This is a genomic window from Kushneria marisflavi, from assembly GCF_002157205.1.
GTDB classification, from domain to species: Bacteria; Pseudomonadota; Gammaproteobacteria; order Pseudomonadales; family Halomonadaceae; genus Kushneria; species Kushneria marisflavi.
Map to the genome: position 1 here is coordinate 2,675,794 of NZ_CP021358.1, position 13,365 is coordinate 2,689,158.

Consider the following 13,365-nt stretch of genomic DNA (forward strand, 5'->3'; position numbering starts at 1 on the left):
ACCAATTGTTCAGGCGTGGAATTTTATTCGGAGGGCAATACGAAGAAAAGCCGAGGGTAGGACAGTCGTCATGATCCTCGAAGTCGAGTGCTGGCTGACTTCGAGGATCATGGAGCCTGCTGAAAAATGCTGGTTTACTGTGATGGCTGAACCGAAATCCAGCGCGAGGCGTGCATGTCGAGCGCGTTGTTGTCCCAGCCGGAAAGCGAAGGCTTGACCAGGTTGCGCGCGGCGTAGGTATAGATCGGCGCCAGCGGATAATCGGCCAGTGCCATGGCCTCGGCGCGCTGCATCATGTCACGGCGCCTGTCGCTGTCGAGTTCGCGGTCGGACTGGTTGATGAGCTTGCTGTACTCGGGGTTTTGATAGTCGCCGTAGTTGTTGGTGGCCGCCGACAGCAGCTGCAGGAAATTCTGCGCGTCGTCATAGCTTGAAATCCACGCCGCGCGGGCGACCTGAAAATCACCCTGCATCAGGTCGGAATAGTGCACGTTGGCTTCGCTGTTGCGCATTTCGACGTTGACGCCCAGCGGCTTCCACATGGCAGCGACCGCTACGGCAATGCGCTGGTGCTCCTCGCCCGAGTTGTAGCGCAGCGTCAGATCAAGCGGCTTGTCAGGACCATAGCCGGCGTCCTTCATGAGTTCACGGGCACGGCTCAGTCGTGTGTCCATGTCGTCATTCAAGCCGGGCTGGGAGGCCGGGGTGTAATGGCTGACGCCGGTCGGCACCAGGGACGTGGAGGGCGTCACTGCGCCATCGAGAAGTTTTTCGCTGATGACATCGCGACGAATCGCCAACGAGAGTGCCTCGCGCACGCGCTTGTCGGCCACCGGGGAGCCGTCACGCAGGTTAAACACGTAGTAGTAGCTGCCCAGCGACGGCGTGATTTTCACGGCGTCGGGAATCTGCTGCTCAAGCCACTGATAGCGCGCCGCGGGGAAGTCTCGCAGGATATCGAGCTCGCCGGCCTGAAAGCGCGAAATCCCGGCATTCTTGTCCTCGATGGGGTAGTAGTTCACACCGTCGAGCGTGACCTTGTCGGCGTCGTGGAACGCGTCATTCTTGACCGTGTCGAGCTCGGTATTGGAGATCCAGCGCACCGGTTTAAAGGCGCCGTTGACGACAATGTTCTCCGGCCGGCTCCATTTTTCTCCCTTGTCTGCCACAACATGCTCGGGGATCGGATAGCCAAACGGCAGCACCAGCGTCTTGAGAAAGTAGGCGGCCGGTTCGGTCAGATGAATGACCAGGGTATGGCCGTCATCGCGGCTTTCCACGCCCAGCGTTTCGGGTTTGGCATCGCCGGCGTTGATCTTTTGCGCGTTCACCACCGGGTAAAGGCGATGGGCGTAGTTGGACGCGGTTGTCGGGTTGACCTGGTAGCGCAGGGCATAGACGAAGTCGTCGGCCGTGACTGGCTCGCCGTCCGACCAGCGGGCGTCCTCACGAAGATGGAAGGTATAGGTTTTACCGTCATCACTGGTCTCCCAGGATTTCGCCACACCCGGGATGATCTGCCCCTGAGCATCAATGGCCACCAGACCCTCGAAGATGTCGCGCAACACATCTTCTTCCCATACGCCACCGGTGACGCGGGCCGGGTCCAGCGAGGCCGGGTCCCCGCTGATGCCGACATTGAGCGTGGCAGCGGTGGCCAGCGGTGCGCCCAGCGACAGGCCGGCGGCGCCCAGCAGTGCAAGCGTTACTTTTTTCATGACGGTTCCCTGAAGGTTTTATTGTCAACGCGCAAAAGGTGCGTGTCTGAAAGATCACAGTCCGGAGCAGAAGTGTCAAAGCAGGGCATATAACCTTTTTTGACATTTTTATTCCTGTGGCCGGATAAGGCACGGGCGGCGGGTGACGGGCAGGTGGTGCTTTGGCTACAATAACGCCCCTTGTTTTTCAACTCTCATGCGATGTCGGCGTTATGACGCCGCCGTCCTGTCCGAGCGAGATACCATGCAGGAATTGACTCCCATTCATCATATCCTCAAGGACCTGTCCGAACGGACAGACGTCCTGAGGGGGTATCTTTGACTATGCCGAACGCAAGGACCGCCTCGAGGAAGTAACGCGCGAGCTGGAAAATCCCAACGTCTGGAATGATCCGGAGCATGCCCAGAAACTGGGGCGTGAGCGGGCGCAGCTTGAAGATATCGTGACCACGCTCGACGCGCTTGAAAGCGGTGTGCGTGACAACGGCGAGCTTTATGAGCTGGCGCAGATGGAAGACGACGAGGACACCGTGGCAGAGATTCGCCGCGACCTCGACCGCTTCGAGGCGCAGCTGGCCAAGCTCGAATTTCGCCGCATGTTTGCCGGCGAAATGGACCCCAACAACGCCTACATGGACATCCAGGCCGGTTCCGGCGGTACCGAGGCGCAGGACTGGGCCAATATTCTGCTGCGCATGTATCTGCGCTGGGCCGAGCATCACGGTTTCAAGGCGGAAATCACCGAAATTTCAGCTGGCGACGTCGCCGGTATCAAGTCGGCCACCATTCATGTTCAGGGCGAATATGCCTTTGGCTGGCTGCGCACCGAAACCGGCGTTCACCGGCTGGTCAGAAAGAGCCCGTTTGACTCGGGCGGCCGCCGCCATACCTCGTTTGCGTCGGTCTTTCTCTCCCCCGAGATCGACGACAGTTTCGAGGTCGAGATCAATCCGGCTGATTTGCGTGTGGACACCTATCGCTCCTCGGGCGCTGGCGGTCAGCACGTCAACACGACCGACTCGGCCGTGCGTATTACCCACGAACCCAGCGGTGTGGTGGTGTCGTGCCAGACCCAGCGCAGCCAGCATGCCAACCGTGACTTCGCGATGAAGCAGCTCAAGGCGAAGCTCTGGGAGCTGGAAATGCAAAAGCGCAACGCCGAGAAGCAAAAGGCCGAGGATTCCAAGTCCGACATCGGCTGGGGCAGCCAGATCCGCTCCTATGTGCTGGATGATCAGCGCATCAAGGATCTGCGCACCGGCGTGCAGACCAGCAACTGTGAGCGTGTGCTCGACGGCGACCTGGATCAGTTCATCGAGGCCAGTCTCAAGCAGGGGCTTTGATCGGAAGAGGCGTCTGGAAGAGACGACTTCCGACCGGCAGGCTCGCTGGCGGCCCGGCGCGTTTTACATTTGAGTGGCTTCAGACATGAACCGCAGGCCGTAACGAGCCTGCCATTGACGGTTATTTTCAATAGGCAAGGTAATGGCGAATCAGGATCAGCAGGCAGGCAGCGAACACGAAGAGAATCATCTGATCGCCGAGCGGCGGGCTAAGCTTGCCGCTCGCCGCGAGCAGGCCAGCGCCCATGGCGGCAGCGCCTTTCCCAACGATCTGCGTCGCGACAGCCTCGCGGCGGATCTTCAGGCAGAGCTTGGCGAGCATGACAAGGAAGCGCTCGAGTCACTGGGTCGTCAGGCGGCGGTCGCCGGGCGCATCATGCGAAAGCGCGGCCCCTTTATCGTCATTCAGGATGCTTCCGGTCAGATTCAGCTCTATGTGGATAAAAAGGGCCTGCCTCAGGAAGTACTTGAAGACATCAAGGGCTGGGATATCGGCGATATCGTTTTTGGTCAGGGGCCGGTGCACAAGTCCGGCAAGGGCGATCTCTATGTCATGATGGAGACGGCGCGCCTTTTGACCAAGAGCCTGCGGCCGCTGCCGGACAAGTTCCACGGCCTGACCGATCAGGAAGCGCGCTATCGTCAGCGCTATGTGGACCTGATCATGAATCCGGAAGTGCGCGATACCTTCCGCATTCGCGCCGCCGTCATCAGCGCCATTCGCCAGTTCTTTACCGAGCGTGACTTCATGGAAGTCGAAACGCCGATGCTGCAACCGATTCCCGGTGGTGCCACGGCGCGCCCCTTTGTGACGCATCACAATGCGCTGGATATCGACATGTACCTGCGCATCGCTCCAGAGCTTTATCTCAAGCGTCTGGTGGTGGGGGGCTTTGAGCGGGTCTTCGAGATCAACCGCAACTTCCGCAACGAAGGGCTCTCGACCCGGCATAACCCCGAATTCACCATGCTCGAATTCTACTGGGCCTATGCCGACTATCATGACCTGATCGACCTGACCGAGTCGCTGGTGCGTTTCGCTGCCGAGAAGGCCGTGGGCACCACCCTGATCAACTACCAGGGCACCGAGGTTGACCTCTCTCAGCCCTTTGACCGCCTCACCATGCGCGAGTCGATTCTGATGTACGGGCAGGGAATCGAGTCCAGCGAGCTGTATGATCTCGAGCGCGCCACGGCACTGGCCGGGCGACTGGGGATCGAGGTCAAGTCGGGCTGGGGCCTTGGCAAGTTGCAGACCGAAATCTTTGAAACCGTCGCCGAACATCGCCTTGAGCGGCCGACCTTTATCACCGAGTATCCGGCCGAGGTCAGCCCGCTGGCACGTCGCAACGATGCCAATCCGTTTGTGACCGACCGCTTCGAGTTCTTTGTGGGTGGCCGTGAGATCGCCAATGGCTTCTCGGAGCTCAACGATGCCGAGGATCAGGCCGAGCGCTTTGCCGCTCAGGTGGCTGAAAAGGACGCCGGTGATGTCGAGGCGATGTACTATGACGCCGACTACGTGCGTGCGCTCGAGTACGGCCTGCCGCCGACGGCGGGTGAGGGGATCGGCATCGACCGGCTGGTGATGCTGCTGGCGGATGCGCCGTCCATTCGAGATGTGCTCCTGTTCCCGGCCATGCGCCCGGAAGCCGAGTAATTCGCGGCGATCAACAGGGGCTGGCCGTGTTGTGTGCGCCAATGGCCGGATGAATCATGGCGTTGGCGCGCCCGGACGGCCATACTTGGGCGCTTGAACAGGATTTCCACCCGCCCCGAACCGGGAGAGTCGCCATGAAACTGGTGAACCGCTCTGCACTTAGCGTGCGTCCCAAACAGGCCTTTGTGGACTGGATCAATTCGCTGGAAGCCACCGAAGGTGAGGATGACCTCACGCTCGAGGATGCCGAACGCGAAAGCACGATCTACCTCATTCCCGAGATGGATACGGAAGATGCGCTGCGGGCCTGCCTGCATGAACGCTTTGCCGATATCCTTGAAAACGAGCTGTCCGCATGGGAAGAAAATTCCCGTCACTGGCCGGACATCAATGAAGTCACCTTTGAATTCTTCCTTCGCGTCGAGCACAGCTATCTGTGCGTGGATCTGGACGAAGAGGCGGCACTCGAGCAGAGCGATTTCGAGGATGATCTGCTGCTCGACACTGACGAGGTCTAGTCATTCGAGACTGACATGATCGCGTGGCTTGCCCGGCATGAATGCCGGTGTAAGCTTTTTTGCCTGGTCCCTTTTCCCGCTCACACGCTGTCCCGCACTACCGGTAACTCTTCTTGAAAGCACTACTGTCCTGGCGTGAAGGTGATGATGGCCTCCCTCCCCGTCAGCGTATTCTGGCCATGATGGTCCTGATGTCGGGGTCGCTGATGGCGGTACTCAACATCAACAGCGTCAATATCGCCCTGCCCACGATAGCCGATGAGCTGGATATCTCCTCTGCGGCTTCTGTCTGGATCATTAACATCTATCAGCTGGTAGGGGCGGCCTCTATGCTGACCTTTGCAGCCCTTGGTTATCGCATCGGTCGCTATCGGCTTTATATCGGCGGCATGATCACGTTTGTAGTGACCTCCGTTCTTTGTGCGCTGTCGCCATCGCTGGGCTGGCTGATCGTCTTTCGTGCCATTCAGGGGTTGGGGTCGGCGGCCATGATGAGCATTGGGCCTTCAATGTATCGGGTCATTTTCCCTACCCGGCTGCTGGGTCAGGCGATGGGACTGACCGCGTTGACCGTGTCGCTGGCCGTGGCCGGCGGGCCGGCGCTGGGCGGACTGGTGCTCGCCGTGGCCAGCTGGCAGTGGCTTTTCTGGATCAATGTGCCGCTGGGCATGGCCGCTGTCTGGCTGGCCATTCGGGCGCTGCCCCAGGAGCAGGGCAGTCATTATCGGTTCGACGTGCTCGGTGCGGTGTTGTCCGCGGTAGGGCTGGGGACCTTTGTCATCATGCTCGACAGCATTGCCGACATGTCTCGCCCGGCGGTCGTGCCGGTGCTGCTGGCGGTGAGCGTGGCGTCTTTGGCAGGTTTTATCTGGCGTCAGCGCCATTTTGACAATCCGCTGCTGCCGCTGGTCATCTTTCGCGAAACGCGCTTTACCATGGCGGTGATGACGTCATTTTTCTCCTTTCTGGCGCAGAGCATGGCGTTTATCAGCCTGCCGTTTCTATTTCAGAACGTACAGGGCTACACGCCGCTGGAGTCTGCCTTCCTGTTTACGCCCTGGCCACTGGGGGTCATGATCGGCGCGCCGCTGGGCGGGCGGCTGGCGGACCGCTTCAGTCCGCCGCTCATCTCATCAATCGGGCTTTTGCTGTTCGTGGCTGGACTGGCGGTGCTGGCGCTTCTGGGGGATCAGCCCTCAACGCTGGATATCCTGTGGCGCAGTGCCCTGTGCGGACTCGGCTTTGGCCTCTATCAGGCGCCCAATAACCGTGAAATGATGGGGTCACTGCCCAAGTCGCGCAGCGGCAGCGCCTCCGGCGTACTGGCCAGCGTGCGCACCTTCGGTCAGTCGGTAGGCGCTGCCTTGGTTGCACTGGTGCTTTCTGGAATAATGAATACCACGATGGACAGCGCGGTCACGGTTGGTCTGGCCCTCTGGATGGGCATGGCCTCTGCCATTGTGGCGCTGGTACTTTCGGCTTCAAGAATACGCATGCTGCGCCGGTAGCCGCCTGACCAGGCGTCGGTTCCGGCCAGCGACGCGACGCATGCCCACTGACAATATCTGACGTGCCGGAGGTGATAACCCATGACAATTTCTTCGGTGGATACGCTTCAAGGCGCCGACATCGCGGCGCTGATCGAGCAAAAGCTGGCCATTTTCGAGCCAGAATGGCTGAGCATCGAAAACGAAAGCCACAAGCATCACGTACCTCCCAATTCACAGACGCATTTCAAGGTGACCCTGGTTTCCGATCAGTTCAAGGGCATGATGCCGGTCAAGCGTCACCAGCAGGTGTATACCGCACTTTCTGACGAGCTGGCAGGTCCGGTACATGCGCTCGCCCTGCATCTTTATACGCCCGAACAGTGGGAAGCGCGTGGCAATGCTCGCCCCGACTCGCCCAACTGTCGTGGCGGTGACGCCTAGTGTCCTCGAGATGTTGAGTCATCGATACCGGCGTCAGGCCTTCCTCATGGGAAGGCCTTTCAGACTGTATCCCGTCAACGGATATCCTGCATGGTGACCGAGCGCGCGCGCCGACAATATCTCGAGGCCATGGGCATCAACCTGTGGGTGGCACGCCATCCGCTGCCCAACGCGCTGGCATCGTCCCTGCCGGAAGTGGAGCCGGTTACTGACGAGCGAGCGGCCACGCTGGATCACCATCAGCGACTGCATGCCCTGATCGATGAGTTCGATCATCCTGAAGCCCCGCCCAGGCCCACAACGCCTGAGCCGGAGAGTGCGCTGCGTGAAACCACACGGCCGGCACGTTCGATCAAGGCGCTGCTCGACCACGGCAGGAATGGGGAGAAGGCGCGTGCCGACAGCGTGGCAGCGCCGACACCGGCCGCGCCCGTGGTCGAAGCCCCCGACACGACGACACGTGATGTCGTGGCCTCTCCGGCCAGATCTGCTCATGAGCCACTGCGCTTTTCGGTGCAGGTGGCCGCACTGGACGGCCGCTGGCTGGTGTTGCTGGCTCGTGACGAGGCATTGAGCGATCAGGAGGAGACGCTTTTCAAGGCCATCCTTCAGGCCGGTGGGGTCGAGCCTTCGGCATCGCTTTCCTGTCAGCGATTTGGCTGGCCCATGATGGAAGGGCTGCCGGTCGATGACGCCCTCGACGAGGCGCGCCAGGGGTTCAAGGCCTTTCTGGCCGGCCGGCGGGCGCGAGGCTGGGCGCCTGAACGGATTCTGCTCTTTGGGCGACTGCCCGTGCTGGAAGAGGTGCTGGATGTACAGGACGGGCAAAGCCGCGTTCTGGATCTGCCCTTCTGGCAGGGGCCATCGCTTGAGTCGCTGGCGTCGGCCTCGGCTCGCCGGGCGCTCTGGGCGACCATGGGAGAGTGGCAGCGCTGGTGGCAGGGACAGATTGCAGGACAGGATAACAATGACGCCTGAGCTGATCGGAGACGCTAAAGCGCTGGCGGCACTGGATGCCTGCGCCCGTGGTGAGGAGGCCTGGTCGATCATGCGCTTCGAGGCACTGGTCAGTGATCAAAGGTATCGAATCACTGGCATTACTGACTGTGACAGGCGGGCACTGCAGGCCTTTGCTGTGGTCTCGGTAGGCCCCTTTGATCTCGAGCTTGAAATGATCGTGGTGGCCCCGGAGCATCGACGCCGGGGGCTGGCCGGGCAATTGATCGAGACAATGATCGAGCAGGGCATGGCGCTTGAGCGTGAGCGAATACTGCTGGAGGTGCGCGCGAGCAACGACGCTGCACAGGCACTCTACGCACGTCATGGCTTTGAGGTGGACGGACGCCGAATGGGCTATTACCCGCAGGCCTCGGGCGAGCGAGAGGACGCGATACTAATGTCGCGTCCTCTCGCTCGCTGAGATCAGGGCGCCGACAGGTCAGCTCACCAGGAGGGGCTGGTCGCCGGAGTTTCGGCGGCGGGAGCGGTGTCGGAAGCCGTGCTGGTGTCGAGCTCGCGGAAACGCTCCAGCAGGCCACCCAGACGGCTTTCCCACTGCTGACGTTCGTTTTTCAGACGCTCGTTTTCCTGGCGCAGTTCTTCAAGCTCCATGCGCTGCATTTCGATGGTGTCAACGGCACTGTTGACGCGCTGTTCAAGCTGCTCGAAAAGTTCATTGCTCATGCTGTCCTCCTGATACAGATATTAAGGCGAAGTGCTGCCCTGCATGGCCCGGAACGGGTGCCGGCGCGCGCGCAGGCCAGACTACGCGCGCCGACGCGCGGCGGCAAGAGGGCGTGCGGGGTTATTGCGCGCTTTCACGTCGATAGAGCCGGGCGTGGCTGTCGCCGGCCCGGGTCTCCCGGATCAGATGCCAGCCGGCAGGCAGCTGTGGAATCAATCCAGCCTCGGTTTCGACATGAATCAGCGCGCGCTCACTCAGCCAGCCTTCGTGCTCAAGGCGCTGACAGCACTCGGTGATCAGGTCCTGTCGAAAGGGCGGGTCCAGAAAGACCAGGTGAAAGGGCTCTATGGGGCGTGTGTCCATAAAGGCCTGTGCCTTTTGAGTGTGGACCGGCATCGTCACTTCAAGCGTTTCAAGGTTTTCGGCAATCTGGCGGGCGACCTGACGATCGGCTTCGACGAAATGCACCTCTCCGGCGCCGCGGGAAAGTGCTTCGAGTCCCAGAGCGCCGGTGCCGGCAAACAGATCGAGTACGCGGGTCTGGCTATCGATCTCGGTCGCCAGCCAGTTGAAAAGCGTCTCGCGTACGCGGTCCGGGGTGGGCCGCAGGCCCGGATGGTCGAGTACGGGCAGCAGGCGACGCCGGAAGCGCCCACCAATCAACCGCAGACGGCCACTGCCCGAACGTGCCTTGTTCTGCCTTGAATCCTGTCCTGATGTGCCGTGACGCTGTCGCCTCATGTGCGCTTAAAGCCTCGGTGGATGAAGATATACTGCCAGTGCCGGTCAGCCTGTGGGTAAAGGTCAATCTACAGTGGGTGGCGGGTATGCCATCCCTGGATGATGTACACGGATTGTACCGGCGAGCGGCGCTTGAGTGGTAGGATGCGGTATCAAATGGCGGCCCGACCGCCTTTTCCCGATGGATCAATCGCGACGATATAGCCCATGTTTGGTTTTTTTAAGCGCAAGAAGCAGCGCCGCGATCAGCAGGATCGCGAAGAACAGCAGCAACTGGAGCAGCAGGCGCCGACGCCTGAGGCCGAAGACACCAGAGAAAGGTCCCCTGAGCCTCCTGTCGAGGCGCGAGAAGCACCCGTCGTCGAGCCCGAGCCGAAACCGGTCGTTGAGCGAGAGCCTGATCCCGTCATTGAGCCCGAGTCCGTTGTCGAGTCCGAACCGGAATCGGTGGTCGAGCAAGAGCCCGAGTCCGTTGTCGAGTCCGAACCGGAACCGGTGGTCGAGCGAGAGCCTGAGCCCGTCGTTGAGCCCGAACCGGAGCCGGTGGTCGAGCGAGAGTTCGAGCCCGTTGTCGAGTCCGAACCGGAACCGGTAGTCGAGCGAGAGCCCGAGCCCGCCGTTGAGTCCGAACCGGAGCCGGTGTTCGAGCAAGAGCCCGAGTCCGTCGTTGAGCCCGAACTGGAGCCAGTGGTCGAGCAAGAGCCCGAGTCCGTCGTTGAGCCCGAACCGGAGCCGGTGTTCGAGCAAGAGCCCGAGTCCGTCGTTGAGCCCGAACCGGAGCCGGTGTTCGAACAAGAGCCCGAGTCCGTCGTTGAGCCCGAACCGGAGTCGGTGGTCGAGCCCGAGCCCGTCGTTGAACCCGAGCAGGAGCCTGCTCAGGAGCGGCCGTCCGAGCTCAAGGAGCCGCCAGAGGAGGTAGCGCCCGGCAGCGCGTCAGAAGTCACGACGCCTGCTCGCAACCGTGGTCGTGACAAGCCGCGTCGGGGTCGCTATGACACGGCCATCGAAGCAGGGCCTGAAACCGCCGATGAACAAAGCGAAACCGCCAGTGCCAAAAAGGGCTGGTTCTCGCGCATGCGTCAGGGGCTTGGCAAGACACGCTCCAACCTCACCGACGGTCTGGCAACGCTGCTGCTGGGTCACAAGGAAATTGATGATGATCTGCTGGAAGAGCTCGAAACACAGCTTCTGATGGCCGATGTCGGCGTCGCGGCGACCAGCGAGATCATGGAAAACCTGGAAGAGCGCATTTCCAGGCGTGAGCTCAAAAATGTCGATGCGCTCTACAAGGCGCTTCAGGAAGAGCTCTCCAGAATGCTCGAGCCGGTGGCGAAGCCACTGCGCCTGCCGCCGAAGGGCGAGGGGCCATTCGTGATTCTGATGGTGGGCGTCAATGGCGTGGGCAAGACCACGACGATCGGCAAGCTGACCCAGCGCTTTCAGCGTCAGGGGCGTAGCGTCATGCTGGCCGCCGGCGATACCTTCCGCGCCGCGGCCGTCGAGCAGCTACAGGTCTGGGGCGAGCGCAATGATGTACCGGTCATTGCCCAGCACACTGGCGCCGACAGTGCCTCCGTTATCTATGATGCGGTATCCGCGGCCAAGGCGCGCGGTATTGACGTCCTGATTGCCGATACGGCCGGGCGGTTGCACAACAAGGGGCATCTCATGGATGAGCTCAGCAAGGTGCAGCGCGTCATGGCGCGTCTGGATGCTCAGGCGCCTCACGAAGTCATGCTGGTGCTGGATGCCGGAACCGGACAGAACGCGATCTCTCAGGCAGAAACCTTCAATCAGGCCGTGCCCGTGACCGGGATTACCCTGACCAAACTGGATGGAACCGCCAAGGGCGGCATCATCTTTGCCATCGCCAAGCAGCTCGGAACCCCCATTCGCTATATCGGGGTCGGGGAGACACTGGATGATCTGCGTCCCTTCGAGGCCGAGGATTTCGTGGGGGCGCTCTTTGACCGGGAAGGCAGCTGATTTCTCATGGCCATGATCGAGTTTGCGCATGTCGGCAAGCGCTATGGCGGTCGTTTCGAAGCGCTGGCCGATCTCAATTTCACCGTGCAGCGTGGTGAAATGGTGTTTCTCACCGGCCATTCCGGTGCCGGGAAAAGTTCGGTCCTGCGCCTTCTCATGGCGCTGGAGCGGCCTTCCCGGGGCCGTATCGTTGTGGCCGGTCATGACATCACCAGCCTTCATATCTCGCAGATTCCCTTCTACCGGCGCCAGATCGGGGTGGTTTATCAAAACCATCAGCTGCTCTTTGATCGCAGCGTGTTCGATAACGTGGCCCTGCCGTTGGTTATCCAGGGCGCTACGCCCCAGGATGCCCGGCGCCGGGTACATGCGGCGCTGGACAAGATCGGGCTTTTGCACCGTGAAAAGGCCCTGCCCATCGAGCTTTCCGGCGGTGAGCAGCAGCGGGTCGGCATTGCCCGTGCGGTCGTCACCAAGCCGGCCATGCTGCTGGCCGATGAACCTACGGGCAACCTGGATCCGCAGCTATCGGCCGACATCATGCGCCTTTTTGAAGACTTCAACCGTATTGGCACGACTGTGCTGTTGGCCAGTCACGATCTGGCGCTGATCGCGCGGCTCAGACACCGTGTGCTCAAGCTGAGAGACGGTCGGTTGATCGGCGATGAGGAGGCCGCATGAGCCAGACACCACGCCGTCCTGCTCCGAGAGGCGAGAAGCCGCAGCCGCGCCGGGGGGCACGCTCCCACCAGATTACCTTCGAAAGCCGATCGCGCGCCTGGCGTCGTCATCATGAACAGATGGCCGTTGATAGCCTCCATCGTCTGCGCCGTCGGCCGCTGTCGAGTTTCATGACCATGATGGCCATTGCCATTGCGATGGTGCTGCCGGCCAGTCTCTGGCTGGCGCTGGGTAGCGCGCACCTTCTGGACAGCAACCTGGACGACAGTGCCCGCATGACGCTCTATCTGAACCCGGCGCTGTCGGAGTCACAGGCCATGGACGTGACCGATCGGGTGCGGCAGGAGCCCGATATCGCTTCGACCGAGCTGATTACGGCTGCTGCCGGGCTTGAAAGCTTTCAGCAGCGTCTGGGGATGAATGATGCCCTGGCCATGATGGATGATAATCCGCTGCCGGCGACCATTCTGGTTCAGCCACGCTCGCGTGACCCTGAGGCCGCGCAGGCGTTGGCCGAGCGGCTTGGAAAGCTCGATGGTGTGGCCGATGCGCGTCTGGACATGGCCTGGCTTGAGCGCCTGCGCCAGCTCGGCGAGCTGGGCCGCCGTGTCGTGATGGCCTTTGGCGCTCTGTTCGCGCTCGGCGTGTTGCTGGTCGTCGGCAATACCATCCGACTGGCGGTTGAAAGCCGGCGTCAGGAGATCGAGGTCGTGACCCTGATCGGTGCCACCCATGCCTTTGTACGACGCCCCTTTCTGTATGTGGGGGTCTGGTATGGGCTTGGTGGCGGCATCCTGGCGCTGATTCTCCTGACGCTGGGAAGAGGGTGGCTGTCAGCCCCCATCGATATGCTCGCCTCCGGATTCGGCAGTCACTTTACCCTGCCGGGCATCGGGATGGGCGGATCGGTTTTATTGCTGATCTGTAGTACCATGCTGGGACTTGTAGGCGCATGGCTTGCCGTCAGTCGCCATCTGGCAGAGATCAGTCCGCGTTGAAGCAATGAACACAACGGGCCGATAAAAGCCGTAATGCGCGAAACAAAGCACCTTTACCATGGTCTATAATGGTAGATAATTACCAGTCAGGGACCAGGGGAGACC

The 13,365-nt window shown here is 61.1% G+C and carries 13 protein-coding genes; 10 read left to right on the forward strand and 3 right to left on the reverse strand.

The features are described from left to right. Positions 1–134: 134 nt before the first annotated feature. On the reverse strand, positions 135–1,718 hold the full coding sequence (locus tag B9H00_RS12235) for a peptide ABC transporter substrate-binding protein (protein WP_086900877.1): 1,584 nt from the start codon (positions 1,716–1,718) through the stop codon (positions 135–137). Positions 1,719–1,962: 244 nt separating this feature from the next. Between B9H00_RS12235 and prfB the strand changes: the two genes are divergently transcribed. The 7 genes from prfB to B9H00_RS12270 all read left to right on the forward strand — a co-directional run bounded on the left by prfB (position 1,963) and on the right by B9H00_RS12270 (position 8,590). After that, a protein-coding gene (prfB, locus tag B9H00_RS12240; RefSeq protein WP_120211706.1) for a peptide chain release factor 2 occupies positions 1,963–3,061 on the forward strand; the annotation gives its coding sequence in 2 pieces (ribosomal slippage) (positions 1,963–2,037 and positions 2,039–3,061; 1,098 coding nt in all). A gap of 142 nt (positions 3,062–3,203) precedes the next feature. Beyond that, positions 3,204–4,721, forward strand: coding sequence for a lysine--tRNA ligase (gene lysS / locus B9H00_RS12245; protein ID WP_086900879.1), 1,518 nt, complete (start codon positions 3,204–3,206; stop codon positions 4,719–4,721). 134 nt (positions 4,722–4,855) lie between these two features. After that, complete coding sequence (locus B9H00_RS12250) at positions 4,856–5,239, forward strand: hypothetical protein (protein ID WP_086900880.1); 384 nt, start codon at positions 4,856–4,858, stop codon at positions 5,237–5,239. Positions 5,240–5,352: 113 nt separating this feature from the next. Then, complete coding sequence (locus B9H00_RS12255) at positions 5,353–6,747, forward strand: DHA2 family efflux MFS transporter permease subunit (protein WP_086900881.1); 1,395 nt, start codon at positions 5,353–5,355, stop codon at positions 6,745–6,747. An 81-nt stretch (positions 6,748–6,828) separates the two neighbouring features. Further along, positions 6,829–7,170, forward strand: coding sequence for a BolA family protein (locus tag B9H00_RS12260; RefSeq protein ID WP_086900882.1), 342 nt, complete (start codon positions 6,829–6,831; stop codon positions 7,168–7,170). A 90-nt stretch (positions 7,171–7,260) separates the two neighbouring features. Continuing rightward, positions 7,261–8,148, forward strand: a complete 888-nt coding sequence (locus B9H00_RS12265) for a hypothetical protein (RefSeq protein WP_086900883.1) — start codon at positions 7,261–7,263, stop codon at positions 8,146–8,148. Beyond that, the gene (locus B9H00_RS12270; protein WP_086900884.1) at positions 8,138–8,590 is read left to right on the forward strand and encodes a GNAT family N-acetyltransferase; all 453 of its coding nucleotides are present in this window, start codon (positions 8,138–8,140) and stop codon (positions 8,588–8,590) included. The genes B9H00_RS12265 and B9H00_RS12270 overlap by 11 nt, the downstream gene beginning before the upstream one ends. Before the next feature lie 23 nt (positions 8,591–8,613). Here the strand turns inward: B9H00_RS12270 and B9H00_RS12275 are convergent, their stop codons facing one another. Beyond that, positions 8,614–8,853: a cell division protein ZapB gene (locus tag B9H00_RS12275; RefSeq protein ID WP_086900885.1), complete on the reverse strand. Its 240-nt coding sequence runs from the start codon at positions 8,851–8,853 to the stop codon at positions 8,614–8,616. Between the two features lie 121 nt (positions 8,854–8,974). Then, on the reverse strand, positions 8,975–9,595 hold the full coding sequence (gene rsmD, locus B9H00_RS12280) for a 16S rRNA (guanine(966)-N(2))-methyltransferase RsmD (RefSeq protein WP_086900886.1): 621 nt from the start codon (positions 9,593–9,595) through the stop codon (positions 8,975–8,977). Positions 9,596–10,138: 543 nt separating this feature from the next. On the opposite strand from rsmD, the gene ftsY reads away from it, so the two are divergent. Genes ftsY through ftsX form a run of 3 tightly spaced genes read left to right on the forward strand, consistent with a single transcriptional unit; the run spans position 10,139 to position 13,260 of the window. Then, on the forward strand, positions 10,139–11,581 hold the full coding sequence (ftsY, locus tag B9H00_RS12285) for a signal recognition particle-docking protein FtsY (protein ID WP_407656583.1): 1,443 nt from the start codon (positions 10,139–10,141) through the stop codon (positions 11,579–11,581). A 12-nt stretch (positions 11,582–11,593) separates the two neighbouring features. Continuing rightward, positions 11,594–12,262, forward strand: a complete 669-nt coding sequence (ftsE, locus tag B9H00_RS12290) for a cell division ATP-binding protein FtsE (RefSeq protein WP_086623246.1) — start codon at positions 11,594–11,596, stop codon at positions 12,260–12,262. Continuing rightward, positions 12,259–13,260 (forward strand): permease-like cell division protein FtsX, encoded by a 1,002-nt coding sequence (gene ftsX / locus B9H00_RS12295; protein ID WP_086900888.1) that lies wholly within the window; start codon positions 12,259–12,261, stop codon positions 13,258–13,260. Before ftsE ends, ftsX begins: the two co-directional genes overlap by 4 nt. Positions 13,261–13,365: the final 105 nt, after the last annotated feature.